Below are 24,697 nucleotides of genomic sequence, written 5' to 3'. Positions count from 1 at the left end.
CCGGAGTCAAGCAGCGATGAGTCTCCCGCCCGACGGCCCCGCGATCGACCGCAGCTTCGGCAACCAGGCGGTGGCCACTGACGAGCGGCGCGCCCTCATCCGCCGGGTGTTCGAGTCGGTGGCGCCGCGCTACGACCTGATGAACGACCTGATGAGCATGGGCATCCACCGGCTGTGGAAGCGCACGCTCGCCCGCCGGGTGGCGCACTGCCGTGGCACCGTGGTCGACCTGGCCGGTGGCACCGGCGACGTGGCGCGCCTGTTGCGCGGCCCGGGCCGGCAGGTGACGGTCTGCGACCCCAGCGCCGCGATGATGGCGGTGGGCCGGGCCCGCGCCGACAGCGCCGGCCTGCAGTGGATCGAGGGCGAGGCCGAGCACCTGCCCTTTGCCGATGCCAGCGTGGACCTGCTCACGCTTTCCTTCGGCCTGCGCAACGCCACCCAGGTGGCGGCCGCGCTGGCCGAGGTGCGGCGTGTGCTGCGCCCCGGCGGCCAGTACGTCTGCCTGGAGTTCTCGCGCCCGCGGCCCTGGCTGGCGCCGATGTACGACCTCTACTCGCGCTGGGTCATCCCGCGCCTGGGTGCCGCGGTGGCCGGCCAGCCGGAGGCCTACCGCTACCTGATCGAATCGATCCGGCGCTTTCCGGACCAGCGCGAGCTGGCCACGCTGATGCGCGAGGCCGGCTTCACCGACGTGCGCTGGGAGAACCTCTCCTTCGGTATCGCCTGCCTGCACCACGGGAGCCGCGCATGACGCCCGACGCCCGGCCACTGGGTGGCCTGCACCCGATGAGCAGCCTGCCCGAGGCCCGCCGCACGACGGCGCCGCTGCCACCCATGCCGGCCTGGCGCGTCTGGGCGCTCGCCATCCGCCCGCGCACGCTGAGCCTGGCGGTGACGCCGGTGCTGCTGGGCACCGCGCTGGCCTGGGCCGATGGTGCTGCGCGCGACTGGTGGGCCTTTGCCGCCGCGCTGGCCTGCGCGCTGCTGATCCAGATCGCCACCAACCTGCACAACGACGCGGCCGACTTCGAGCGCGGCACCGACGTCGAGGGCCGCATCGGCCCGCTGCGCGTGGCCGCCGCCGGCTGGGTCAGCGCGGCGGTGCTCAAGCGCGCCACCTTCGCCTGCCTGGGCGCGGCGCTGGCGCTGGGCGTCTTCCTGGTCGAGCGCGGCGGCTGGCCGATCCTGCTGGCCGGGCTGGCCTCGCTGGGCGCGGCCTGGGCCTACTCGGGCGGGCCGCGGCCGATCTCGCACTCGGCCTGGGGCGAGGTCTTCGTGCTGCTGTTCTTCGGCCTGGTCGCGGTGGCGGGCAGCCACTGGCTGCAGGCCGGCTGGACGGGGCAGCTGGCGCTGGCGCCCTGGCTGGCCGGCGCGGTGGTGGGCCTGCCGGCGGCGGCCGTGCTGCTGGTCAACAACTACCGCGACCTGGAGGGCGACTGCCGCGCCGGGCGCCGCACCCTGGTGGCCCGGCTGGGACGCGAGCGCGCCCGCGCGATCTATGCGCTGCTGATGCTGCTGCCTTACCTGGGTGTCGTCGCGCTCGCCGTCACCGGCGAGAACGGCGGCCGGCCCGGGGCCTGGCTCGCCCTGCTGGCCCTGCCGCTGGCGCTGAGGCTGGTGCGCTCGCTGGGCGCCCAGCCGCCCGGGGCCTGGCTGAACACCCACTTGGCCGCCACCGCCAAGGCCTGCAGCCTGCTCGGGCTGCTGTTGGCCGTGGGGGTGATGCTGTGAACGCCGCCCCCCCAAGCGCCACCATCACCGGCGTGCTGCTGCCGCTGGCGCTGGCCTTCATCATGCTGTACCTGGGGCTGACACTGCAGCTGGGCGACTTCCGCGCCGTGCTGCGGCGCCCGCGTGCGCTGGCGGTCGGTCTCGTCGGCCAGATGCTGATGCTGCCGCTGCTGGGCTGGGTGGTGGCCGAGTTGGCCCTGTCGGCCGGGCTGCCGCCGGTGATGGCGGTCGGCCTGATGGTGCTGGCCGCCTGCCCGGGCGGGGTCAGCTCCGGCCTGGTCACCCACTTGGCCGGCGGCGACGTGGCGCTGTCGATCGCGCTGACCGCCGTGACCAGCATCGCCGCGATGCTGAGCCTGCCGCTGGTGGTGGACGTGGCGCTGCAGCACTTCATGGCCAGCGGCCTGAGCATCGACCTGCCGCTGGCGCAGATGGTGCGCAGCGTCTTCCTGCTCACCACGCTGCCGGTGCTGATCGGCATGGCGCTGCGCGCCTGGCGGCCGGTGCGGGTGCGGCGCATCGAGCCGGTGGCCGGGCGCATCGCCACCGGGCTGTTCCTGCTCATCGTGCTGGCCACCTTCTGGTCGCAGCGGCTGGTGCTGGCCGAGCACCTCGGCGGCGTCGGGCTGGCGGCGCTGGCGTTGAACGCGGCGGTGCTGGCCGGTGCCTGGGGGCTGGGCAGCCAGGCCGGGCTGGACCGGCGCGACCGCATTGCGGTGGCCACCGAATGCGGGCTGCAGAACTCGGCGCTGGGCATCTACGTCTGCGTCGAGCTGCTGCGCCAGCCGGCGATGAGCGTGCCCAGCGTGGTCTACGCGCTGCTGATGAACGGCGGCGCGATCGTCTTCGCGCTGCTGATGCGCCACCGCACGGGGCGCCATGCCGGGGGCGCCGGCGCGGGTGCCTGAAGGACGACGCATGCGGCGGGCCGGTGCAACGAGGGTCGGGCGGATTGGCGCGCTCCTGATCGCGGCGGTGGCGCTCGCGGGGGGGATGCTGGCGCTGCTGTCGGGAGGGGCCGGTGCGCCCGTGGCCGCCGCGGTGCCGGCGCGGCCACAGCCATTGCCCTTGCTCCAGCCGCTGATCGACGCCGTGCCGAGCGGCGGCACGCTGCGCCTCCCCGCCGGGCGCTACCAGGGGCCGGCGCAGATCACCCGGCCGATGGTGCTCGACGGCGGCGGCGCGGCCACCATCGAGGGCGACGGCCGCAGTACCGTGCTGGTCGTGCAGGCCGATGGCGTCACCGTGCGTGGCCTGCACCTGCGCGGCAGCGGTGACTCGCAGGACCGCGTCGATGCTGGCCTGGAGCTGTCGGGCGCCGACCTGCTGGCCGAGGACAACACCCTGGAAGACGTGCTCTTCGGCCTGCACCTCAAGGGCGTCAGCCGCTCGCTGGTGCGCGGCAACCGGGTGACCGGCAAGCCGCTGACGCCCGGCATGCGCGGCGACGCGCTGCGGCTGTGGAACAGCCGGCACAACCGCGTCGAGGACAACCGCTTCGAGCGCGGGCGCGACCTCACGCTGATCAACTCGCCCGACAACCAGCTGCGCCGCAACCACTTCACCGACGGCCGCTACGGGCTGCACGCCGTCTTCTCGCCGCGCCTGCTGGCCGAGGGCAACCGACTGAGCCACACTGGCACCGGCATCGTGGTGCTCTACTCGCCGGCGCTGACGCTGCGCGGCAACCAGATCGCCCACGCGCTGACCGATGGCGGCGCCGGCATCGTGCTCAAGGACAGCCACGACAGCCTGATCGAGGGCAACGAGGTGCTGCACTGCGCGGTGGGCTTCAAGCTCGACACCGGCGTCGAAGGCCGGGGCCACCTGCAGGTGCGCGGCAACCACTTTGCCCACAACATCATCGGCATGTTCTTCTACGGCGAGGCCGGCCAGGACCATTTCAGCGGCAGCCGCTACACCAACAACCTCACCACCGTGGCCGTCAGCGCCCCCGGTGCGGGCGCGTCGCACCAGTGGTCCGGCAACGACTGGGACGAGTACCTCGGCTTCGACCGCGACCACGACGGCCGAGGCGACACGCCGCACGACGTGCTGCTGTTCGCCGACCGCATCTGGATGGAAACGCCGCTGGCCACCTTCTTCCGCGCCAGCCCGGCGCTGGAGCTGCTCGACTTCCTGGAGCGCCTGGCGCCCTTCACCAGTCCCTACCGGGTGCTGCGCGACCCCAGCCCGCGCATGGCCGCGCCGGCATCGTCGGCCTCTTGATCCAACCTCATCCTGTCCAGCGAGTTCCACCCATGACATCCGCTCCCCGCTCCTTCCTGTTCCTGTGCTGCGCAGCGGTCGTGACCGGCTGTGCCCAGACCCCGGCCCCCGTGGCCACGCCGAACGCCACCCCCGCGACGCCTGTCGCGGCCCCTGCGGTCGAGACCGGCCTGAAGGAGATCGGCGAGCTCGCCGAGGTCAACGGCCGCGCCCTGGCCTGCCAGGACCTGGCTGCTGCCCGGCGCGCCAAGGCGCTCATGCTGGCGCACGCGCCCAAGACGGCCCGCTACGGCAGCGCCTTCGACGATGGCACCCAGCAGAGCTACCTGGCCGTGACGGGCAGTCGCACCGCCTGCCCCGAGCCCGCCGCGCAGCAGGCCCGGCTGGATGTACTTGCCCAGCGCCTGCAGGCCGTCCTGCCTGCAGCGCCCCCGGCGCCGGCCGGGCCGGCCCAGTGAGCGCGCACGCAGGCGCGGCGGCCGCGGCGCTGATGGTGGCGCTCGCCTGGGCGCTGCCGCTCGCTCCGGCCACTGCACAGACCGTGGCGGTTGCGGCACCCGAGGCCGTCGCAGATGCCCCGGCCGACGCCACCTCGCGCCGCACGCCCCGCTGGATCCTGCAGGGCCCAGGCGGGCGGGCGCTCACCTCCGAGGACTTCCGCGGCCGCTTCCAGCTGGTCGCCTTCGGCTACGTGTCCTGCCCGGACGTCTGCCCCACCACCATGCTGGAGATGCAGCAGGTGCTGGCCGCGCTCGGCCCCGCCAAGGCGCGGCGGCTGCAGCCGATCTTCATCAGCGTCGATCCCCAGCGCGACACCCTGGTGGTGCTGGGCGAATACACCCGCGCGTTCGATGACCGCATCCTGGGCCTGACCGGCTCTGCCGACCTGGTCCGACGTGCTGCCGGTGCCTTTGACGTGACCTACACCGTCGTGCGCGAACCCGGTGCCTCGCCCAATGCCTACACGGTGGACCACACCGCCGGTATGTTCCTGGTCGGTCCGGATGGGCAGTTGCTGGCCCGCTTCGGCTACAGCACGCCGGTGCCGACGCTGGTTGAGCGCATCGAAGGCTGGCTGGCGGCCGACGCGCGATGAAGCGCCGCAGCCTCGTTGGCGGCATGCTGGGCGGCCTGGCCGCTGCGGCGCTGGGCGGCCAGGCCCGCGCAAGGGTGCTGATCGTCGGTGGTGGCTGGGGCGGCCTGGCTGCAGCGCATGCGCTCGGCCGTGACGGCGCGGGCCGGCTGGACATCACGCTCATCGACCGCTCTCCGCAGTGGCGCTCCCTGCCGCTGAGCAGCGCCTGGCTGGTCGACCGGGCCCCCGAGCGCCTGCCGCGGCTCGACCTGGCCGAACTCGGGCGCCGGCAGGGCTGGCGTTTCGTGGCTGCCGACGTGCAGGCCATCGACCGCCCGGGCCGGCGGCTCGACACCAGTGCGGGTGCCTTCGCCTACGACTGGCTCATCCTCGCCACCGGCGCCACGTATGACGACGCCGCCTGGTACGGCGGCGACGCCCGCGCGCAGGCCGAGGCGCGCTCACGCTTCCCGGCCGGCTTCCAGGCCAGCGAGCTGGATGGCCTGCAGCGCGCGCTGCAGGGATTCCAGGGAGGCGACCTGCTGCTCACCGTACCGCCGCCGCCCTACCGTTGCCCACCCGCGCCCTATGAGCGTGCCGTGCTGCTGGCTGGCTGGATCCGCGCCCGCGGCCTGCGCGCCAAGGTCACCCTGCTCGATGCCGGCGGCGGCATGCCGCGCTACTCCCGGCTGTTCAACGAGCGCTGGCGCGGCCTGATCGAGCACCGCCCCTACAGCGAGGTGCGGCGCGTCGACCCCTGGGCCAGGACGGTCCGCACCGACGATGGCGAGCTTCCCTTCGACCACGCCCTGCTGCTGCCACCGATGGGCGCCGGCGCGCTGCTCACCCAGGCCGGCCTGCTCGGGCGCGGCCCGCAGGGGCAGCCCAGCCGCTGGGCGGCGGTGGAGCCACTGAGCCTGCGCGCACCTGGCGACGAGCGGGTCCTGATCGTCGGCGATGCGCTGGACAGCGTCTCGATCCTCTTCGGCGCCTACCCCAAGACCGCGCAGATCGCCGCCGACCTGGGCGCCGCCGCGGCCCGGCAGGTGCTGGCCGCCAGCCTGGGGCAGGCCCTGCCGCCCGCGGCCGAACTGCTGCCGGCCAGCCAGTGCCACGTCTGGCTCGACGCCGACCCGGCCGAGCAGCTGCGCATCGACACCAGCTACCGCCTGCGCGGCGACGGCGTCATCGTCCAGACCGTGCGCCAGGTTGACAACCCGCAGCCACGCGACGAGGATCTGCAGTGGGCGCGCAGCCTGATGGCGGCTCGGCTGGGGGTGGGCTGACAACGGCCACCCGCGCAGCGTCCCGGCCCGCGGGTACCCAGGGACAGCCGGCGTAGAGGTAGCGGGTCTGGTCGGGTGACACCCCCAGACCCAGCACCGGCTTCAGGTCACTGCGCGGTCCGACCAAGAGCGCGGGCCGGTCCGGGCGGTATTCCAGCGTCACGAGGCCCGGATGCCCCGCATCACCGCGGTGGTGCAGGCTCTGCCCCACGCTGGCCAGCCAGCGGTCACCGTGGTGGGTGCGGTCCGCCGGGGACCAGAACAGGCTGCCGATGATCGCGGCGGCAAGGACGGCATACATCGCGGGGCGGGCGGTGGCAGTGCGCCGGATGATCGTCAGCGCGGGAGGCGGCCTCTCCTCAATGCCTTGCCCACACCTTGCCGCGGCCATCGCGGCCGACGAGCAGGGTGACGTAGGCCTCGCGGCGCACGGTGGGTTCGGCGGCGGCGTTGTCGAGGATGGTGCAGGCGGTGTCGCAGATCGGGTTGTAGCTCTCCCGGCCCGGGGCACCGCGCGGCAGTCCGGGCACGGCCAGGCCGCGGGCCTTGGGCTGCTCCTTGAGCAGCGCCAGGATGTCGTCGGCCGGCACGTGGCCCTCGATGAAGTAGGGGCCCACACGGGCGGTGTGCACCGATTCGAGGTCGCTGGGCACGTTCAGCCAGCGCTTGATGCGCGGCATCTCGGCCTGCGGCTTGTCTTCCATCGTCACGGTGAAGCCGTGGCGGCGCAGGTGGTCGGCCCAGTCGATGCACGCCAGGCAGGGGCTGGGCGCGTAGACGGTGACGGGCGGCAGGTCGGCGCGGGGGGAGATACCCGATGGCGCGGCCGATGCGGCGGCCGAGGCCGTGGCCGGCTGGGCGTGCGCGGTCAGGCTGCCCAGCCCGAGGCCAAGCACCGCGGCGGCGCCGGCCAGCAGCAGGGGGGCGAGCGGGCGGCCGATCCGGTGGATGACTCCGGGTGCGGTCCGAGGGGTGATCCGCAAGGCGAGCGGCGTGATGGCAGGCATGGTTTGCTCCGCGTGTGGGTCCGCCGTCAGCAGGGCTTGGCGGGCGTGCAGCCCTTGAGGATCCACAGGGAGACCTCGCCGGCCAGCTCGTCGGCGCGCACGCGCCGGGCCATGCTGAGCACGTCGCGGCCGGCGTCGGTCTTGAGCAGGGGGTCGGCACCGGCGCGCAGCAGCAGCTTGGCGTTGGCGGTGCGGGTGGAGAAGGCGGCCATGTGCAGCGGCGTGCGGCCCTCGCCGTCGCGGGCGTTGGGGTTGGCGCCGGCGGCCACCAGGGCCTGCAGCGCGCCGGGGTCGGCGTTGGTGGCGGCCAGGTGCAGCGGGGTGGCGCCCAGGGGGTTGCGGGCGTCGCGCTGCCGGGGGTCGGCGCGCAGCAGTTGTTCCAGCGCCTGCCGGGTCCCGGTGCTCGCGACTTCGTGGATTGGCAGGCCGGTGCCGGTGCCCACGGCGGGCGCCGATGAGGTCGCCGGGGTGGTCGCCGGGGCTGCCTGGGCCTGAGCCTGGGCGTGCGCCGGCGCGTGGGCCAGCGTCAGCCACACGGTCAGCCCCAGCGCCAGGCCCGTCACCAGTCCGGCACGCAGCCCGGCCACCAAGCCGTGGCGGGCAGCGGGGGCGGTCAGTCCTGGCATCGAGGTGAGCAGGTCCGTGTTCATGGCTTCTCCGGGGTCTGGATCAGGGTGAGGTAGGCGAGCACGTCGTTCATGTCCTGCTCGTTGAGCCGGTTGAGGATGCCGACCACGCCCTCTTCGTCGTGTGGCCGGTCGCCCTTGACGAAGGCGTCCATCTGCTTCTTCAGGTAGGCGCTGTACTGGCCCACCAGGCGCGGGAACTTGCCGCGTCCCATGCCCGTGCGGGCGTGGCAGGCGGCGCATTCCTTCTGGAAGAGGGTGCGGCCGCGGTCCACGTCGCCCGGCGCGCGCGGGATGATCATCACCTTCTCCATGGCCGTCAGGCGCGTCAGGGCGTCATCGTCGGGCTTGAAGGTGGGCCACTCGGTGGGCAGCTCGACCCCGGCGAGGTAGGCGGACACGTCCTCAATGTCGGCGTTGGACAGCTCGCGCTCCTGCGTGTACGGGAACATCGGCAGGTTGATGCGGGTCCGATTGCGGAAGGCGCGCAGCTGGTCGGCGATGTGCGCGGCGCGCTGGCCGGCCAGGCGGGGGTACTCGCCCTTCTTGCCGCCCTGGCCGAACTCGCCGTGGCAGCCGGCGCAGGTGGCGTTGATCTCCTTGCCGCGCTCCAGGTTCTGGGCCGGGGCGGCGCCCACCGCGGCGAGCAGGCACAGCGGCAGCAGCAGACGGTTGACGTGCCGGGCAAGCCGCCCTCGCCGCGCGTGACTGGGGCGGTTCGTGGGAGCGCGAGATGGGTCCATGGCGGTCGGGTCGGATGACACTGCCCGGGGTGGCACGCAGGCCGGCCCGGGGCAGCTGACGATGCCGCCGAACTTGGCTTGCGTCAAGCTGCAGCGGCGACCCGCGAGCGTCCGACAGCTGGCCCCGGCCGTCCTTGAACCAGGTCAAGCCGGCCGCGTCAAGGCTTCAGAACCGCCAGTTCACGCCGGCGTAGAGGCTGCGCCCGGGGCCGGGGACCGGGGTGCCCCAGGGCACGATGGTGCCGGACATGGTCTTGCCCTGGCCGGTGTAGGCGCCGCCCAGCGGGTGCTGGTAGAAGCGGTCGAGCAGGTTCTCGATGCCCGCATCGATGCGCAGGCCGCCGCGCTCCCAGCCGGCGCGCAGGTGCAGCAGGCCGTAGCCGGCGGTGCGCTGCTCGTTGCGGGTGGCCGAGAGGCGCTCCTTGGCGTCGACCCCCTCGGCCTCCAGGGTGCTGTTGAAGCTGCCTCCTGCCAGCGGCAGGCGCTGCTCCAGGGCGATGCGCGCGTGCAGCGGCATCATGTTGTAGAGGTGGTCGCCCGTGTCGCGGTTCTTGCCGCGCAGGTAGCTGATCTGGGCGCGCGTGCTGAGGGCGCCTAGCCGGCCCCACTGGCCGAGCTGCGCGTCACCGGACAGGTCCAGCCCGTACAGCCGGGCCGACTGGTTGACGTAGCGCAGGTAGACGAAGCCGTTCTGCAGGGTCAGGTTGGCGGCGGTGCAGGCCGTGTTGGTGGCGCTGGAGAAGCAGCGCGCGGCGTCGATGTAGTCCTCGACCTGCGTGAGGTGCGGTGACACGCGCAGGTGCCAGGCCTTGCCGTCCTCGGCCTGCCAGTCGGCGGCGGCGCTGAGCGTGTGGGCGGTTTCGGGCTGCAAGGCCAGGTTGCCAACGTAGCCGTTGCCGTCGCCGACCAGGTTGACCATGCGCATGGCCATGCCGTGGCTGGACCAGGCGTAGCGCTCATAGAGGTTGGGCGAGCGCGTCTTCATCGCGTAGCCGGCCTCCAGCGTCAGGGTCGCCGCGGGCTTGAGGCGGGTCAGCGCCACCAGGTTGAGGTTCTGGTCGCGGTGCCGGCGGTCGGCGGTATTGAAGGCGGCCTGGTCGGTGGGGCTGAAGGTGGCGTTGTAGCCCTGCACCTCGCCAGCGTCCATCATCACCGTCTCGTGGCGCAGGCCGATGTGGCTGAGCCACTGGGCCGACCACTGTGCCTCCCACTCGCCGAACAGCGCGGCGCGGTCACGCTGGCCGTCGCGGATGTTCCAGAAGGTGTTGGGCCACATGCCCTTGCCGGAGGGATCCCACCAGTCGTCCAGGCGGTAGCGCTGCCACTCGCTGCCGGCACGCAGCAGGTCGCGCTCGTTCAGCCGGGCGTCGGCCTTCACCGTCAGGCCGGTGTTGCGGCCGTGCGTGTCCATGGGCATGCCGGCCGCGTAGCCCGTGGTGCCTCCGCTGATCGGGCCGGCCACGCCGTCGCTGCCCCCGGTGGGGCCGTACCAGAACAGCTTGTAGTCGCCGAACTGCATCTGGTGTTCGGTGTCCTCGTGGTACAGGCGCGCCTCGACGCCGCCCCAGTCGAAGCGGCCCTGGTAGCGCAGGTTGGCCTGGACGCTGTCGTTGCCCGTCATGTCCATGCGCTGGTTGGGCCAGTCCTGCTTCGGGATGTCCTGCAGGCCCAGGCGCAGCTCGGCGAGGTGCTGTGCACCGAGGCGCACGGCGGTTGACAGGGCGTGGTTGACGGACTTGTAGGCGGTTGAGCCCACCTCGTCGCCGTCGAGCCAGTCGCGCCCGGCCGCGGCGGCCCCGGCGGCCTTGAAGTCGCTGCCGGCGCGGTAGTTGTCGGCCCGGGCGACCGAGCCGCGATAGCTCACGCTGACCTGCTCGCCCGCCACGGTGGCGCCCAGGTGGGCGGCCGCGGCGCGGCCGTTGCTGCGCAGGCTGGCGCCGACCTCGCCCTGGGTCAGCAGGCCGGCGCCGGGCTCGGCGAACTCGGGATCGGCCGAGCGCACCGAGATCGTGCCGCCGATGCTGTCGCCACCGGCGCTGACCGGCGCGATGCCGGCGAACACCTCGACGCTGCGCACCGCGCTGGCGTCGATGTAAGACAGCGGCGCATTCATGTGGTTGGCGCAGGCCGAGATCAGGTCCATGCCATCCACCTGCACGCGCAGGCGATCGTCGGCCAGTCCCCGGATGGCGGGCAGGCTGGAGACGCCGCCGGCCGTGTAGAGCGACAAGCCGGGCACGTCCAGCAGCAGCCGGGCGCTGTCGCTGGTGGCGGCGCGGCGTGAGATGAGCTGGCGCTCGTTCGGCCCATCGGCAGCCGGCAGCGGCTTGGGGCGCACGCCGGTCACCACGACGGGGGCGAGTGCGGTCGGCGCGCTGGCCCCCGCTGGGGCGGGCATGGCTGCGTCGGCGGCCTGGGCCAGGGTGGGGAACAGGGTGGCAGACAGCGGCAGCGCGGTGGCGAGGGCCAGGCTGAGGTGGGACAAACGGAGGGAGGCCCGACGGCAGGCGGCCGTCCGGGTCGACAGGGTGGAGCGCATGGAAAGAATCCTGACAAGGGGTGCGCACGCCGGCATGGCGTCATGGCGCGCACGGCACCGCTCCCGGCGCATCGAGGGCGCCCGGGCGGGTCACGTGGGAATCGCGTAGGAACTGCGGATCGAGCCGGCCATGGGGCCGGGCACGGGTTCACACGGCGCGAGTCGGTGGCGCGCGCATCGGCGCGCTCAGCAGGATCCACCCGGAGGTGTCGGGCAGCAGGAGGGTGAGCGCATCAGGCCGCAGCCTGACCCGCTCGACCGGTGCCAGCAGCGCCGGGCGCTGCGCGACCTGCGGGGCCGGCGGCACGTTGACGTGCGCCAGCGCCCAGGCGCAGGGCTGGGCCAGGCCCTGCAGGCCGGGTGGCGTGTCGGTGTCTGAGTCGGCCAGGTCGCCACGGGGTGCCTCGGTCAGCGGCATCCAGCGCATGCCCTGCGCGGTGCAGACCTCGACCACCGGGCCGCCATCGGCGAGTGCCGTGACGACCGTCGCGCCGAGCAGGCCCTGCAGGGCCGAGAACCACATCGCCAGCAGCAGCCCGCCCAGCCAGAGGCGCTGCCGCGTGCGTGCGCACAGCGGCCACCGGCACGTCAGCGAACGCGCGGGGGGAGGGCGACGGGGCGAGGCGTGGCGGCCAGGGGGACGAACGGGCACGAGCGGCACGATAGCGTGTGGGCCGTCCGGCACCGCACTTTCTGACGGTGGAAATGGTGCCGGCTTAAAGTGGGTCAAGCCGGCCGGTGGCCGTGCGCGCCGTGTGCGGCTTGCACGCGACACCCCTCTGCCGTCGTGACGCGCCGGGTCAGGCCCCAGCGCGCGCGCTGGGCCGCTCGGCGATGCGGTCGCGCCAGGCCTGCAGGTGGGCCAGCCCCTCGTCGCCAGGGCGGTACTTCATCAGGCCGCGGGCGAACTCCAGGCCGCAGAAGGCGGTGATGTCGGCGATGGTGAAGCGCTCTCCGGCCACGAAGGGCTGGCGGGCCAGTTCGCCGTCCAGCCAGGCGGTGATGCCGCGCAGCTTCTCGCCCTGGGAGGCGGAGAAGTCGGGGAACTGGGGCCGCTCCAGGTTGGCCAGCCCGGGATGGCCGTGGCGGATCCAATTGGCGATGGTGCCCAGCATCGTGATTTCCATGCGCCGGTCGGCCATCTCGATGAAGGCGCGCTCGGTGGCGTCGCGGCCCATCAGGTTGGGCTCGGGGGCCAGGCCTTCGAGGTAGGTGCAGATCGCCCTGGTTTCGGCCAGGGCGCGGCCGTCGTCGAGTTGCAGCACCGGCACGCGCGCCATCGGATTGAGCGCCCTGAACTCGGCGCTGCGGTGGTCGCCACGCACCAGGTCGATGCTGTCCAGCGCGATGTCGGGCAGGCTGTTGCCCTTCTCGGCGATGAACATGCGCACGCGGCGGGGGTTGGGCGCTCGGGGGGAAACGATCAGCTTCATCGGGGGCTCCTCGCATGGCAGCCGGTGGCACGGACCGGCTGCGCCATGGTGCACCCGCCGCGCGGCGTCGGCGAGTCCCCGGCATGACAGACCTGGGGTAACCCAGTGTCGTCAGTGTGTGTCCAAGGGTGTCGTGGCTCAAGTGTGTCCTGCGGCGCTCCGATACTGAATGGGTCCGTGCCGTCCAGGGGCTGAGCCCCGGTTGCCGCCCCCTCCATGAAAGCCCCTGCCGTCCCTGCCTCTGATTCCACGGGCGCGCCGTCGTTGCACGAGCGGCGGGTGCGCCGCATGCTCCTGCTGGGCAGCGGGCTGACGGCGGTCTTCTGCGTGGGCTGGGGCACCTTTTTCGCGCTGCATGGCAACCGGGCGATCGCCGCACTGGACCTGGTCTGCATCCTCCTGTCCGCCCTGACCTTCCATCTGGTGCAGCGCGGGCGCATCCGCCAGGCGGCCCGCCTGCTGTCGGGGGTGCTGTACGGCGTCATGACTTTCAACGCCGCGTACCTGGATGTGCCCTCGCTCGGGGTGCCCCGGTCGGCGCATGCCTTCCTGCTCGGCTATGCCGTGGTCGCCGTGCTGCTGATGCGTGACGAGCCGCCCTGGCTGCGCCACGGCGTGCCGCTGCTGTTCCTCTGTACCTATGCGGTCCTGGCCAGCAGCAATGCCGGCCCGCAGACGGCATTCATGCTGCCTGACAGCGTGCGGGCGCCGGGGGTGTGGATCAACCACGGCTTCGTGGTCGCGCTGGTGTATGGCGCGCTGTGGATCATCCAGGCCGACGTGGCCCAGCGCAACGGCCAGGGGCGTGAGCTGGAGCGTGCCCTGTTGCAGGGGGAACTGCTGTTGTACCTGCAGCCCCAGGTCGGCGAGGACGGCCGCATCCTCGGCGCGGAGGCGCTGCTGCGCTGGCAGCACCCGCAGCGCGGCATGGTGTCGCCGGGCGAGTTCATCCCGCTGGCCGAACGCAGCGGCCTGATGCCGGCGTTGGGCGACTGGGTGCTGCGCACGGCCTGCCTGCGGCTGGCAGCCTGGCGCCTGGATGCGCGCACCGCCGGCCTGCAGCTGGCGGTGAACGTCAGCGCCTCGCAATTCACCCAGCCGGATTTCGTCGCGCGGGTGCTGGCGCGCGTCGCCGAGGCCGGCATCGACCCGTCGATGCTGAAGCTGGAGCTGACCGAGAGCGTACTGGCCGATGACCTGGATGCCGTGGTCGCCAAGATGGCCGTCCTCAAGGCGCATGGCATCGGTTTCTCGCTGGACGACTTCGGCACCGGCTTTTCGTCGCTGAGTTACCTGCGCCGGCTGCCGCTGGACCAGCTGAAGATCGACCAGTCCTTCGTGCGCAACATGCTGGCCTCGCCCAACGACGCGGCCATCGCCCAGACCGTGGTGGCGCTGGGCCGCACCCTCGGCCTGCAGGTGATTGCCGAGGGCGTCGAGACCGACGAGCAGCGCAGCTTCCTGTGCGAAATGGGCTGCGAGGCCTTCCAGGGCTACCTGTTCAGCCGGCCCGTGCCGCCCGCGGAGTTCGAGGCGCAGCTCCATGGCGCCTGGCGGCCGCTGGTACCGCTGGCATCGACCCCGTTGGCGGGGCCGGCCGAAGGGGCTCGCGACCGCCAGATCGAGCACACCTGAGGAGTGCGTCAAGACGGGGGCGCACAGCCTCCTTCGTCCTGGCTGTGCGGTCTTCCTTCGAGCGGCGGCAGGTCGACCACAGCTTCCAGTCCACCGCCTTCGCGGCCCTGCAGTTCGACGTGCCAACCGTGGATGGCGGCCAGCTGACGCACCACGGCCAGGCCCAGGCCCCAGCCGCCGGTCTGCGGGCTGCGCGAGGCCTCCAGGCGTTGGAAGGGGCGCCAGACCACCGGCAGGTGCTCGGCCGCGATGCCGGGGCCACGGTCGGCCACGCTCAGACGCACCGTGTCACCGCCCGGCAGGCGCTGGCCCTGCAAGGTGATTTCGCCCGGAGCGTAGCGCAGCGCGTTGCCGAGCAGGTTGTCGATCACGCGCGCCAGGGCACCCGGTGCGGCCTGGACACCCAGGCCCGCCTCGCAATCGACCTCGATGTGTGCTCCGGCCACGGCAGCGGCCTCGCGGTGGGCTTCGGCGCGCAGCGCCAGCCAGGCGGCAACGTCGATCGGCTCGGCTGCCTCGCGATCCAGGCCGCGGGCCAGGTCGAGCATCTGGCCGATCAGGGCGTCCATCGCCTGGATGTCCTGCTCCAGCCGGTGGATCAGCCGTTCGTCGGGCTGGAGCCTCAGCATCTCCAGGGCCAGGCGCATGCGCGCCAGCGGCGTGCGCAGGTCGTGGGAGACGCCCGCCAGCAAGGTGGTGCGCGCCTCCAGCAGCTCGCGCACCTGGGTCGCCATGTGGTTGAAGTGGCGCGCCAGCCGGGCGAGTTCGGCCGGCCCGGTCTCCGGCAGCCGCTGCGGCCCGCTCCCGGCCGCCAGGGCCGCTGCGGCCTGCTCCAGCTGGGCCACCGGCTGGGCGATGCGCCGGGCCAGCCAGAGCGCCAATCCGATGGCCAGCGCACTGCCGAGCGCCAGGATGGACCCCAGCGCCTGCAGGGGGTGGGTGTCCAGCCGGGTGGTGTCGAAGCCCACGCCGATCTGCCGGCCCGCCGTCGGGATGCGCGTCCACAGCCAGGGGGCGGCAGGGTGATCGGTGATGGCGGCGCCGGGAGCGCTGGCGCGGTCGCCCGGCGCCGGCAGAAGCTGCAGTGAGGCCGGCTGGCCGGTGCGGCGCTGCAGCGCATCCTCCAGGAAGCCGATGTAGAAGCCGTGCACCAGCTCGGTGCCGGGCGGCGGCGGGGCGAAGTCGGGCCGCAGCGCCAGCCGGTGGCGCAGCGCCAGCTCTTCCTCGAAGGCGGGCCGTGTCTCGGGTGGCAACTCGCTCCAGGTCTGGGCCGCCAGCACCATCAGGCCGGCGAGGTCGTCGGCCGAGCGCTGTGCCATCGGCCAGAGCACGAACTGCAGCGCGCTGCCGACGATCACCCCGCCCAGCGCCAGTGTCAGGGCAGCCAGCCAGACCAAGTAGTGGCGAGCCAGGGGGGCCGGTGGGCGCGGGGGCATCGGAGATGAAAGGCGGGCGGGACGCGCCCGTCAGGCCGCCTCGCCGCGTGGGTTGAACAGGTAGCCCTCGCCGCGCACGGTGCGGATGTAGACCGGGTGGGCGGGGTCGGACTCGATGCGGCGGCGCAGCCGGGTCACGCGCGTGTCGATGCTGCGATCGAAGGCGTCGCGTTCGTAGCCCTTGAGCCGCTCGATCAGGTCGTCGCGCGAGAGCACCCGGTTCGGGTGCTGCACGAACAGGCGCAGCAGTGCGAACTCGGCGCTGGTCACTGCCACTTCGCTGCCGTCGCGCAGCAGCCGCCAGGCCTGTGGGTCCAGCGTGTAAGGGCCGAAGCGGTGCAGCGTGGCCGCTTCGGCCGGTGGTGCGAGCGCAGGGGCGGGGGACGTCGCGGCCTCCGGCGGTGACGGCGTGGGGGCCGCCGGGTGGCTGCGCCGCAGCAGGGCGCGCAGGCGGGCCAGCAATTCGCGCGGGCCGAAGGGCTTGGCCAGGTAGTCGTCGGCGCCGACCTCCAGGCCGATCACGCGGTCGATCTCCTCGCCCCGTGCCGACAGCATCAGGATGGGCAGGTCGGAGTGGCGGCGCAGCTCGCGCGCAAGGCTCAGGCCGTCCTCTCCCGGCAGCATCAGGTCGAGCACCAGCACATCGGGCCAGGCCTGCGCCATGCGTGCGCGCATCTGCACGCCATCGGCGGCGCCTTCGACCTGAAAGCCGCTGGCGCCGAGGTAGTCGGTCAGCAATTCGCGCAACGTGGGGTCGTCGTCGACCACCAGCACGCGCGGACTTTGGGGACTGTCCATCGGATCAGTCTATCGCTGCGGCTGCCGCGCTGTGCAATCCGTCACGCAGTGACACCGGCCGACATGCGGTGTCACCGGGTGCCACGCAGTGGCGCCGACGGCGGCGCCGCTGACATCGGGTGGCGACGGGCCGGGCCTACGCTGACGCCCAGAGATCGCCGCCATGACAACCCTGTTGATCTGCCCGACCGCTACGCGGTTTTCCTGGGCGCTGGCCCTGCTGCTCACCACGACGGCCGTGGCTCACGCCGAGCCTAGGTCCGTCGCGCCAGAGGAGCCGGCCGCCAGCGCCCCGCTGGGTGCCGCGTCCGCGGTGCGCATGGAGCGGGCCGGGCCGCCGTGGGGCGCGGGTTACGAGCAGCGGCAGGCCCAGAGGCCAGGCACTTCGCCGAGCTGGCCTGTACCGCAGGGAGGTTCGCCGCCCTGGGGGCGGGGGGCGATGGGCGGGGGCCTGGGTGGTGATCGAGGAGGCGCCGGCCGTGGCCGGGGCCGTTGAGAGGCTGAGTTCTTGTTCACGTAGGAGTCTGTGATGAAGACGAAGACGTTCGACCTGAAGTGGATCGCGCTGGCCGCTGCGCTGGCATTTGGCGGTGCGGCCCTGGCTGTGGGCGGCGCGGCCGGTGGCGGTGCAGGCGCCGGCGGGAGTGCCGGATCCGCGGGTGCCGGGGCAGGTGTGGGAGCTGGTGCGGGCGCAGGAGCTGGTACCGGTGCTGGTGCTGGAACCGGGGCGGCGGGCCCGTCCGGCAAGGGCATGCCCCAGCAGACCATGAGCCAGACCCAGGTCCGCGAGGCCCTCAAGGCCCAGGAACAGGTGCGTACCCGCGAACAGTTGAAGGTGCAGTGAAGCTGATGTCTTCCTGCAAGTTGCCTACCAGGAGTACCCCATGACGACGAACCGGATGACCATCAAACAACCGACCCCGCGCTGGCTGCATCTGACGATCCTGGCCTGCGTGACCGGCGGGCTGTGGGCCTGTGGCGGAGGGGGGGCAGGGGGCGACGAGGCGTCGCTGGCGATGCAGGGTGGCGCCGCCCGCGGCCAGGCCGCCTCCGCAGCGGTTTGGCAGTCCGCCGTGGACAGCCTGCCGTTGCAGGAACTGTCGGCCGCCGAATCGGCCGGGCTGCTGGCGATGCGGCAGGAAGAGCAGGTGGCACACGACGTCTATGCCGGTGCCGCCGCGTTGTGGCCGCTGCCGGTGTTCGCCAACATCGCTTCCAGCGAAACCACCCATGCCACGGCGGTGGCGACGCTGCTGGATCGCTACGACCTGCCCGACCCGATGGACGGCCTGGCCGAGCGGGTGTTCGCCACGCCCGAGTTCCAGTCGCTGTACGCCACCCTGGCGGCACGCAGCCGGCTCAGCCTGATCGATGCCCTGCAGGTGGGCTGCGAGATCGAGGAGCTGGACATGCGCGACATCGTGGCGCACCAGCTGGCGGCCGACAACGCGGACATCCTGCTGGTCTATGGCAACCTGCTGCGCGGTTCACGCAACCACCTGCGCTCGTTCTACGCGACGCTGCTGCAGCAGGGCGGCAGCTACACGCCCAAATACCTGACGCAGGCGGAGTTCGATGCGATCGTCAACTCGGCGATGGAGTCGGGCGCCTGATGGCGCTCCGGGGGCGGGCACCCGTGGCCCGTCCCGACGAGGTTCCCATGACGAAGGGGTGCAGCTTGTGGCTGCACCCCTTGTTCGTTGCGCGCAAAGTCCGCAGCAGCAAGGCAGCGGGCAGCCGGCCCTCCCGCTGCAGCTGCCCGGCTCAGCTTATTTCTTGAACCCGGCGCAGGCGTCACGCCGCGGGCCGCTCAGGGTCTGGCCCTTCTCCTTGGCGCGGGCGGCCATCTGCTCGTGGTGCTTGTCGGCATAGGCCCGGCATTCGTCATAGGTCTTCATCGAGCGCATCTGGTTGCGGTGCTCGTTGCGCTCCTCCTTGGTCATCATGGCCCAGCCCGGGGTGAAATCACCGCCGGCGCGGGCTGCCTGACGACCCTGCATACCGCCCATGCCACCCATCCCAGCTCCCATGCCGGGCCCCATGCCGCTCATGCCCTGCCCCATGCCTCCCATCCCGCCCATGCCGGGACCGGGGGCGCTGGCGGCCTGGGCGAAGACCGTGCCGGCGCACAGCGCCAGGGCGGCCGACAGGATCCAGGTACGGGACTTGCGGGGACTGCGAACCATGCGGGAAGTGTTCATATGAACCTCCATGGGTGGGAACGGATGTGGACAATTTACGCCGGTGGCGCCGCGGGGGGGCGATCCAGCGCAAGGTCCGGCAGGGAACTTTCCGGCCGCGCTGGCACCACCCTTGCTCAGACCTCGCGCCCCTCGCCGGCTTCCTCGACCGTGCGGCCGTCGCGGATGTGGTAGATCCGCTTGAAGGTGGGGATGATCTTCTCGTCGTGCGTCACGACGATGATCCCGCTGCGGTACTGCCGCGCCATCTGGTTGAGCATGCGCACCACGGCCAGTGCGCGTTCGCTGTCCAGCGGCGCGGTGGGCTCGTCGGCCAGCACCACGGGCGGGTGGTTGGCCAGTGCGCGGGCGATCGACACGCGCTGCTGCTCACCGCCGGAGAGCTCGCTCGGTTGGGCCCGGGCGCGGTGTGCCACGTCCAGTGCGCCCAGCAGTTCCTGTGCCCGCTCGCGCGCGACGCGGTTGGACTGGCCGGAGAGCATGGGCAGCAGGGCGACGTTGTCGGTCACGTCCAGGAAGGGGATCAGGTAGGGCGCCTGGAAGATGAAGCCGATGCGGTCGCGCCGCAGCGCGCGCAGGTCGGGAATCTGCCAGCCGCCCCGACCTGGCCCGCTGCTGTCGTAGATGGTCTGGCCGCCCAGCACCATGCGCCCGGCGGTGGGCTCGATGACGGCGCCCAGGCACTTCAGCAGCGTGCTCTTGCCCGAGCCGGAGGGGCCGATCAGGCCGACCACCTCGCCGGGCTCGACGCGCAGGTGCACGTCCTTGAGCGCCTCGACGGCGGTGTCGCCGTGTCCGTAGACCTTGCGCAGGCCCTCGATCAGGATGGCGGGTTCGGTCATGGCGTCATCCTCCAATGGCTTCGGCCGGGTCCACCGCCAGCGCCTTGCGGATCGCCAGCGTGCTGGCCAGCGCGCAGATCACCATCACGATGGCCAGCCCGCGCAGTGCGTCGCCGCTCTCCAGCAGCACGTACTTGGGGAACACCGGCGCCCAGATCGTCGCGGCCACCTTGCCGACGATGAAACCGATCAGCCCCAGCCCGAGCGCCTGCTGCAGGATCATCCCGGCGATGGTGGCGTTGCGCGTGCCGATGAGCTTCAGCACCGCGATCTCGCGGATCTTGCCCAGCGTCATCGTGTAGATGATGAAGGCGACGATGGCGGCGCTGACGATCGCCAGGATGACCAGGAACATGCCGATCTGCTTGGCCGAGGTGGCGATCAGCTTGGCCACCAGGATGTCCTCCATCTGCACCCGGGTGTAGGCCTCCAGGTGCTTCCAGCGGCGGATGGGCTGCGCCACCGCCTCGGCATCGAAGCCGGGTTGCACCTGAAGCAGCACCGCGTTGACGTTGTGGTTGCTGGCCTGCGCGGCCTGCACCGCCTCCAGCAGGCCGGGCACGCCGGGGCGGTTGATCGCCGGGTTGGTGGCGGTGCGGGCGCGCTCGTTGAGGATCGCGTCGTTGTCCTTCAGGAACTGCGCCTCCTGCGCATCGGCCAGCGGGATGAACACCATCGGGTCGCCGCCGGAGGAGACCATGCGCCGCGTCAGCCCGACCACGGTGTAGTCGTGCCGGCGGATGCGGATGCGCTCGCCGAGCTGGAAGTTGGTCTTCACGTCGGCCACCGCCTCGTAATGGCTGCGCGTGGGCTGGCGTCCGGCCACCAAGTAGGGCGGCGCGCCAGGCTGGCCCGGCAGCGTGCTGTCGAAACCCACCACCATCGCCCGTACATCGCGGTCGCTGTCACGATTGCTGTCGGCACCGTCGATGCCCGAGACGGCCGGGCCGACGCGGCGCACCTGCATCGTCAGGTAGGTGACGTTGGCGGCACGCGCCACGCCGGCCTGGCCGCGCAGGCTGCGGACCACGTCGTCGCGCAGGCTGGAGGATTCGGCGTACGGGCCCTGGGTGTCCTGCTGCACCACCCAGAGGTCGGCGCCGCTGTTGGTGAGCAGGGCGCGGGCGTCATCGACCATGCCGCGGTAGACGCCGGCCATCGTCAGCGTCACGCCGATCAGCAGGCCCAGCCCCATGCCGGTCAGCACGAAGCGGCCCCAGCCATGCAGGATGTCCCGCCCGGCGAGGCTGATCATTTCGCCAGCCCCGTCGAGCCTGCCGACCCGCCGGCCAGCGCGTCGACCACGCGCAGCCGTGCGTCGGCACTCAATGCCTTTTCGCTGTACACGATGATGGCGTCACCCGCCTTCAGCCCGTCGAGCACCTGGACGCGGCCGTCGAGGTCGCCGCTGCCGAGTTGCAGCGGGGTGAAGACGGGCCGGCCCTCGGCCACGCGCCACACGCCGGTCTGGCCGCCGCGCTGCTGCAGGGCGGCGTTGGGCACCCAGGGGCGGTCGGTGGTGGGGGCCAGCTGCACGGTCACCTCGGCCAGTTCACCCACGGTCAACCCGGCAGGCAGCGCATCGAGCGCGACCTGGGCGATGCGTTCCTCGGTCACGGCGTCGCCCAGCGGCTCCAGCCGGGCGATGCGGCCAGGCAGCACCTGGCCGGGCCGCGAACGCAGGGCGACCTGGGCGGGCTGGCCAGCGGCGAGGCCGGCGGCGCGGCCCTGGTCGAAACGCACCTTCAGCCACAGGCTGGCCGGGTCGATCAGCCGCAGCACCGCCTGGCCGGCCACGACGGTGGAGCCGGGTTCGGCCTCGCGGCTGGCGATCACGCCGGCTGCCGGTGCGCTCAGGCGCAGCCGGTCGCGCTGTTGCGACAGGCCGGCGCGTTCGGCGCCCAGGCGTTGCAGGTCCTGCCGGCTGGCGGCCAGGGCGGCGTCGGCGGCCTGCACGGCGGCATCGGCGGAGCGCTGCTCCTGCTGGCGGGCTTCCAGGGCGCCGGCACTGATGAATTCCTGCGCGCTCAACTCGGCATAGCGCCGGGCGTTGGCGGTGGCCAGCTCGCGCCGGGCCTGGGCGTCACGCTGCTGCGCTTCGGCGGACGTAACGAGGCTGCGTGCGCGCGTCAGCGAGGCATCCAGCGCAGCGACACGCTGGTCCAGGTCGACCGGATCCAGCTCGGCCAGCAGCTGGCCCGGCTGCACCAAGTCGCCCACGTCGACATGCACTTTCAGGACGCGGGCCGTGGCGGTCGGCCCCAACAGGTGGCTGCGGCGCGCCTCCACCGTGCCGATGCCGAACAGGGCCGGCTGCAGCGCGCCGTTGGCGACGCGGGTCATGGTGACGCGCGTGGGCGCCCAAGGCCCCGACTTCACGGCCACCCAGGCCAGCGCACCGATCAAGACCAAGGCGCCAATGCCCAGCCCGGCGCGGCGCTTCCACAGGGAGGATGAATTCATGAGTGCTCTCGCAGTCCGCGAAGGTAAAGGGCCAGCACACGGGCGGCCTGCTCCGGCATTTGCGCGGGCTGGCCACTGATCAGGGCCTGCATCACCAGGCCCTGCACGATGCCGATGAAGAGGGTGGCGGCGGCGTCCTGGTCCAGGTCGGCGGGCACCTCCGCGTTCGCCACGGCCTGGGCGAGGTGGTGCTGCAACAGGCGGCGGTAGTCCTGCAGCAGGCCGCGAACAGCCTGCTTCACTGGCGAGTCACCGGGCTGCTGCAGCTCCTGGAAGATCACCCGCGGAACGCCGGGGTGCTCGGTGACGAAGTCCACATGGGCCCGGAACATCGCCGCAAGCGCATCCAGTGCACCGGCCGGCGGCTGCACGGCGGCGTCCAGGCGCCGCATCAGCTCGGCGTGCACCCAGCCCATGGCCGCCAGCCAGATCGCTTCCTTGCTGGGAAAGTGCCTGAACACCGCGCCCTGGGTGATGCCCAGCGCCGCCGCGATGTCACCGGTGGTGATGTGGGCCGGGCTGCGCTCGCCGGCGAGCCGGAACACCGCGGCGACGATGGCCGCCTGACGCACCCCGGTGGGCTGGCGGCTGGAGCCAGGGGGAGGAGACTGGGGCATTGACTAAAAGTAAGTAATTGAATACTTGCATTGTGCGGCGAAATCCCCGGGGCGTGTGCGTTCACACGATCAACCATATACCTATGGTGGTATCTTCCTGGCGAAACATGATGGTCATCAATTTCCGTGCCACAGGCAGTTGTTGCTCCTGCGTTGAGCCGGCGGGGTCTTGAACCAGTTCAAGGACGCTCCCCCCCCTGAGATCGAACATGGCGCACGCTCAAGGCGAGGATCTGCAGCCCCCGCCGGGCCCATCGGAACGAGGTGAGACGATGGCGTTCGTGCTGCAAGGGCCGCGAGATCCGTGGCCCGCTAGACGGAGTGTTGAGATGACAACCAGGACATTGACTCGGCTGGCGCTGGCGCTGATGGCGACCTTCGCGGCCGGGGCCCAGGCACAGACCGGTGCGCCAGAGATGACGCAGGCCGAAATCGAGGTGGGCAAGAAGATCTACTTCGAGCGCTGCGCAGGCTGCCACGGCGTGCTGCGCAAGGGCGCCACCGGCAAGAACCTGGAGCCGCACTGGTCCAAGAAGGACAAGGACGGGAACGTGACCGAGGGCGGCACGCTCAAGCTCGGCACCAACCGGCTTGAGAAGATCATCGCCCTGGGCACCGAAGGCGGCATGGTGAACTATGACGACATCCTCACCAAGGAGGAGATCAACGTCATGGCCCGCTACATCCAGCGCACGCCGGACGTGCCGCCCGAGTTCGGCCTGAAAGACATGCAGGCTTCGTGGAAGCTGCTGGTGCCCGTGGACCAGCGCCCCAAGAAGCAGATGAACAAGGTGAACCTGAAGAACATCTTCGCCATCACGCTGCGTGACGCGGGCAAGCTGGCGCTGGTGGACGGCGACACCAAGCAGATCTGGAAGATCCTGGACACCGGTTACGCGGTGCACATCTCCCGCCTCTCGGCGTCGGGCCGCTATATCTATACCGTCGGCCGTGATGGCCTGGTGACGCTGATCGACATGTGGTACGAAGAGCCGAAGACGGTCGCCACGGTCAAGCTCGGTGCCGATGCCCGCTCGGTTGACACCTCCAAGTTCAAGGGCTTCGAGGACAAGTACCTGATCGGTGGCACCTACTGGCCGCCCCAGTACTCGATCATGGACGGCGAGACGCTGGAGCCGAAGAAGATCGTCTCGACCCGCGGCAACACGGTGGATGGCGAGTACCACCCCGAGCCGCGCGTGGCCTCGATCGTGGCGTCGATGACCAAGCCGGAGTGGGTGGTCAACGTCAAGGAAACCGGCCAGATCATGCTGGTGGACTACAGCGACATCAAGAACCTGAAGACCACGACGATCGAGTCGGCCAAGTTCCTGCACGACGGTGGCTGGGACCAGTCCAAGCGCTACTTCCTGGTCGCTGCCAACGCCTCGCACAAGATCGCTGCGGTGGACACCAAGACCGGCAAGCTCGCTGCCCTGGTGGACACCAAGAAGATCCCGCACCCGGGCCGTGGCGCGAACTTCGTGCACCCGACCTACGGGCCGGTGTGGGCCACGGGTCACCTGGGCGATGCGGCGATCACGCTGATCTCCACGCCGTCCGAGAAGAAGGCCGACGCCAAGTTCAAGCAGTACAACTGGAAGGTCGTCCAGGAGCTGAAGACCGGCGGTGCGGGCAACCTGTTCGTCAAGACGCACCCGAAGTCCACCCACCTGTGGGCCGACATGCCGATGAACCCCGAGCGTGAGAACGCCGAGTCGGTGTATGTCTACGACATGAAGGACCTGAACAAGGCGCCGGTCAAGCTCAACGTGGCCCAGGACAGCGGCCTGCCGCAGACCAAGGCGCTGCGCCGCGCCACCCACCCGGAATACAACATGGCGGGTGACGAGGTGTGGATCAGCCTGTGGGGCGGCAAGACCGACCAGTCGGCGATCGTGATCTATGACGACAAGACGCTGAAGCTCAAGAAGGTGATCACCGATCCCGCGATCGTGACGCCGACCGGCAAGTTCAACGTCTACAACACCCAGCACGACGTCTACTGACCGCTGGCGCGGCCGCTGGACACG

The 24,697-nt window shown here is 71.7% G+C and carries 24 protein-coding genes; 11 read left to right on the top strand and 13 right to left on the bottom strand.

Annotated features, from left to right (window positions below; all coding sequences use genetic code 11):
• Positions 1–16: 16 nt before the first annotated feature.
• The 7 genes from NGK70_RS23490 (at position 17) to NGK70_RS23460 (ending at position 6,324) form a co-directional block, all read left to right on the top strand.
• Positions 17–754, top strand: a complete 738-nt coding sequence (locus NGK70_RS23490) for a class I SAM-dependent methyltransferase (protein WP_251970867.1) — start codon at positions 17–19, stop codon at positions 752–754.
• Positions 751–1,734, top strand: a complete 984-nt coding sequence (gene menA, locus NGK70_RS23485) for a 1,4-dihydroxy-2-naphthoate octaprenyltransferase (protein ID WP_251970866.1) — start codon at positions 751–753, stop codon at positions 1,732–1,734. Before NGK70_RS23490 ends, menA begins: the two co-directional genes overlap by 4 nt.
• The gene (locus NGK70_RS23480; protein WP_251970865.1) at positions 1,731–2,642 is read left to right on the top strand and encodes a bile acid:sodium symporter family protein; all 912 of its coding nucleotides are present in this window, start codon (positions 1,731–1,733) and stop codon (positions 2,640–2,642) included. Before menA ends, NGK70_RS23480 begins: the two co-directional genes overlap by 4 nt.
• Positions 2,643–2,727: 85 nt before the next feature.
• Positions 2,728–3,963 carry a nitrous oxide reductase family maturation protein NosD gene (nosD, locus tag NGK70_RS23475; protein ID WP_251970864.1) on the top strand — a complete coding sequence of 412 codons (1,236 nt, stop codon included), beginning with the start codon at positions 2,728–2,730 and terminating at the stop codon, positions 3,961–3,963.
• A 32-nt stretch (positions 3,964–3,995) separates the two neighbouring features.
• Positions 3,996–4,421, top strand: coding sequence for a hypothetical protein (locus NGK70_RS23470; RefSeq protein WP_251970863.1), 426 nt, complete (start codon positions 3,996–3,998; stop codon positions 4,419–4,421).
• Positions 4,418–5,059 (top strand): SCO family protein, encoded by a 642-nt coding sequence (locus tag NGK70_RS23465; RefSeq protein WP_251970862.1) that lies wholly within the window; start codon positions 4,418–4,420, stop codon positions 5,057–5,059. Before NGK70_RS23470 ends, NGK70_RS23465 begins: the two co-directional genes overlap by 4 nt.
• A complete protein-coding gene (locus NGK70_RS23460) occupies positions 5,056–6,324 on the top strand; it encodes an FAD-dependent oxidoreductase (protein WP_251970861.1) in 1,269 nt (422 codons plus the stop codon). The genes NGK70_RS23465 and NGK70_RS23460 overlap by 4 nt, the downstream gene beginning before the upstream one ends.
• Positions 6,325–6,683: 359 nt before the next feature.
• Here the strand turns inward: NGK70_RS23460 and NGK70_RS23455 are convergent, their stop codons facing one another.
• From NGK70_RS23455 to NGK70_RS23430, 6 genes are all read right to left on the bottom strand, one after another.
• Positions 6,684–7,331 carry a DUF411 domain-containing protein gene (locus tag NGK70_RS23455; protein ID WP_251970860.1) on the bottom strand — a complete coding sequence of 216 codons (648 nt, stop codon included), beginning with the start codon at positions 7,329–7,331 and terminating at the stop codon, positions 6,684–6,686.
• 26 nt (positions 7,332–7,357) lie between these two features.
• On the bottom strand, positions 7,358–7,981 hold the full coding sequence (locus tag NGK70_RS23450; RefSeq protein ID WP_251970859.1) for an ankyrin repeat domain-containing protein: 624 nt from the start codon (positions 7,979–7,981) through the stop codon (positions 7,358–7,360).
• The gene (locus tag NGK70_RS23445; protein WP_251970858.1) at positions 7,978–8,700 is read right to left on the bottom strand and encodes a c-type cytochrome; all 723 of its coding nucleotides are present in this window, start codon (positions 8,698–8,700) and stop codon (positions 7,978–7,980) included. The genes NGK70_RS23450 and NGK70_RS23445 overlap by 4 nt, the downstream gene beginning before the upstream one ends.
• Before the next feature lie 166 nt (positions 8,701–8,866).
• Complete coding sequence (locus NGK70_RS23440) at positions 8,867–11,239, bottom strand: TonB-dependent receptor (protein ID WP_251970857.1); 2,373 nt, start codon at positions 11,237–11,239, stop codon at positions 8,867–8,869.
• Between the two features lie 148 nt (positions 11,240–11,387).
• Positions 11,388–11,891 (bottom strand): DUF2946 family protein, encoded by a 504-nt coding sequence (locus tag NGK70_RS23435; RefSeq protein WP_251970856.1) that lies wholly within the window; start codon positions 11,889–11,891, stop codon positions 11,388–11,390.
• 148 nt (positions 11,892–12,039) lie between these two features.
• Positions 12,040–12,672 carry a glutathione S-transferase family protein gene (locus NGK70_RS23430; RefSeq protein WP_251970855.1) on the bottom strand — a complete coding sequence of 211 codons (633 nt, stop codon included), beginning with the start codon at positions 12,670–12,672 and terminating at the stop codon, positions 12,040–12,042.
• Positions 12,673–12,888: 216 nt separating this feature from the next.
• On the opposite strand from NGK70_RS23430, the gene NGK70_RS26705 reads away from it, so the two are divergent.
• Positions 12,889–14,307, top strand: coding sequence for a putative bifunctional diguanylate cyclase/phosphodiesterase (locus NGK70_RS26705; protein ID WP_428985552.1), 1,419 nt, complete (start codon positions 12,889–12,891; stop codon positions 14,305–14,307).
• Positions 14,308–14,315: 8 nt separating this feature from the next.
• Here NGK70_RS26705 and NGK70_RS23420 read toward each other — a convergent pair whose 3' ends face one another.
• Together NGK70_RS23420 and NGK70_RS23415 are read right to left on the bottom strand one after the other, a co-directional pair.
• A complete protein-coding gene (locus NGK70_RS23420; RefSeq protein WP_251970854.1) occupies positions 14,316–15,743 on the bottom strand; it encodes a sensor histidine kinase in 1,428 nt (475 codons plus the stop codon).
• A gap of 30 nt (positions 15,744–15,773) precedes the next feature.
• A complete protein-coding gene (locus NGK70_RS23415) occupies positions 15,774–16,541 on the bottom strand; it encodes a response regulator (protein ID WP_251970853.1) in 768 nt (255 codons plus the stop codon).
• 529 nt (positions 16,542–17,070) lie between these two features.
• Here NGK70_RS23415 and NGK70_RS23410 point away from each other — a divergent pair.
• Both NGK70_RS23410 and NGK70_RS23405 read left to right on the top strand, forming a co-directional pair.
• Positions 17,071–17,385, top strand: a complete 315-nt coding sequence (locus tag NGK70_RS23410) for a hypothetical protein (RefSeq protein WP_251970852.1) — start codon at positions 17,071–17,073, stop codon at positions 17,383–17,385.
• 40 nt (positions 17,386–17,425) lie between these two features.
• Positions 17,426–18,154 (top strand): DUF2202 domain-containing protein, encoded by a 729-nt coding sequence (locus NGK70_RS23405; protein WP_251970851.1) that lies wholly within the window; start codon positions 17,426–17,428, stop codon positions 18,152–18,154.
• A 156-nt stretch (positions 18,155–18,310) separates the two neighbouring features.
• Here NGK70_RS23405 and NGK70_RS23400 read toward each other — a convergent pair whose 3' ends face one another.
• The 5 genes from NGK70_RS23400 to NGK70_RS23380 form a co-directional block, all read right to left on the bottom strand.
• Complete coding sequence (locus NGK70_RS23400; RefSeq protein ID WP_251970850.1) at positions 18,311–18,727, bottom strand: hypothetical protein; 417 nt, start codon at positions 18,725–18,727, stop codon at positions 18,311–18,313.
• A 131-nt stretch (positions 18,728–18,858) separates the two neighbouring features.
• Complete coding sequence (locus NGK70_RS23395; RefSeq protein ID WP_251970849.1) at positions 18,859–19,584, bottom strand: ABC transporter ATP-binding protein; 726 nt, start codon at positions 19,582–19,584, stop codon at positions 18,859–18,861.
• 4 nt (positions 19,585–19,588) lie between these two features.
• Positions 19,589–20,839, bottom strand: a complete 1,251-nt coding sequence (locus tag NGK70_RS23390) for an ABC transporter permease (RefSeq protein WP_251970848.1) — start codon at positions 20,837–20,839, stop codon at positions 19,589–19,591.
• A complete protein-coding gene (locus NGK70_RS23385; protein ID WP_251970847.1) occupies positions 20,836–22,047 on the bottom strand; it encodes an efflux RND transporter periplasmic adaptor subunit in 1,212 nt (403 codons plus the stop codon). The genes NGK70_RS23390 and NGK70_RS23385 overlap by 4 nt, the downstream gene beginning before the upstream one ends.
• Positions 22,044–22,664, bottom strand: a complete 621-nt coding sequence (locus NGK70_RS23380; RefSeq protein ID WP_251970846.1) for a TetR/AcrR family transcriptional regulator — start codon at positions 22,662–22,664, stop codon at positions 22,044–22,046. The genes NGK70_RS23385 and NGK70_RS23380 overlap by 4 nt, the downstream gene beginning before the upstream one ends.
• A gap of 368 nt (positions 22,665–23,032) precedes the next feature.
• Here NGK70_RS23380 and NGK70_RS23375 point away from each other — a divergent pair, with 368 nt between their 5' ends.
• The gene (locus NGK70_RS23375; RefSeq protein ID WP_487391331.1) at positions 23,033–24,673 is read left to right on the top strand and encodes a cytochrome D1 domain-containing protein; all 1,641 of its coding nucleotides are present in this window, start codon (positions 23,033–23,035) and stop codon (positions 24,671–24,673) included.
• Positions 24,674–24,697: the final 24 nt, after the last annotated feature.

The sequence above is a fragment of the Sphaerotilus microaerophilus genome, from assembly GCF_023734135.1.
Lineage (GTDB): Bacteria > Pseudomonadota > Gammaproteobacteria > Burkholderiales > Burkholderiaceae_C > Sphaerotilus > Sphaerotilus microaerophilus.
This window is presented reverse-complemented; position numbering and strand designations above follow the sequence as displayed.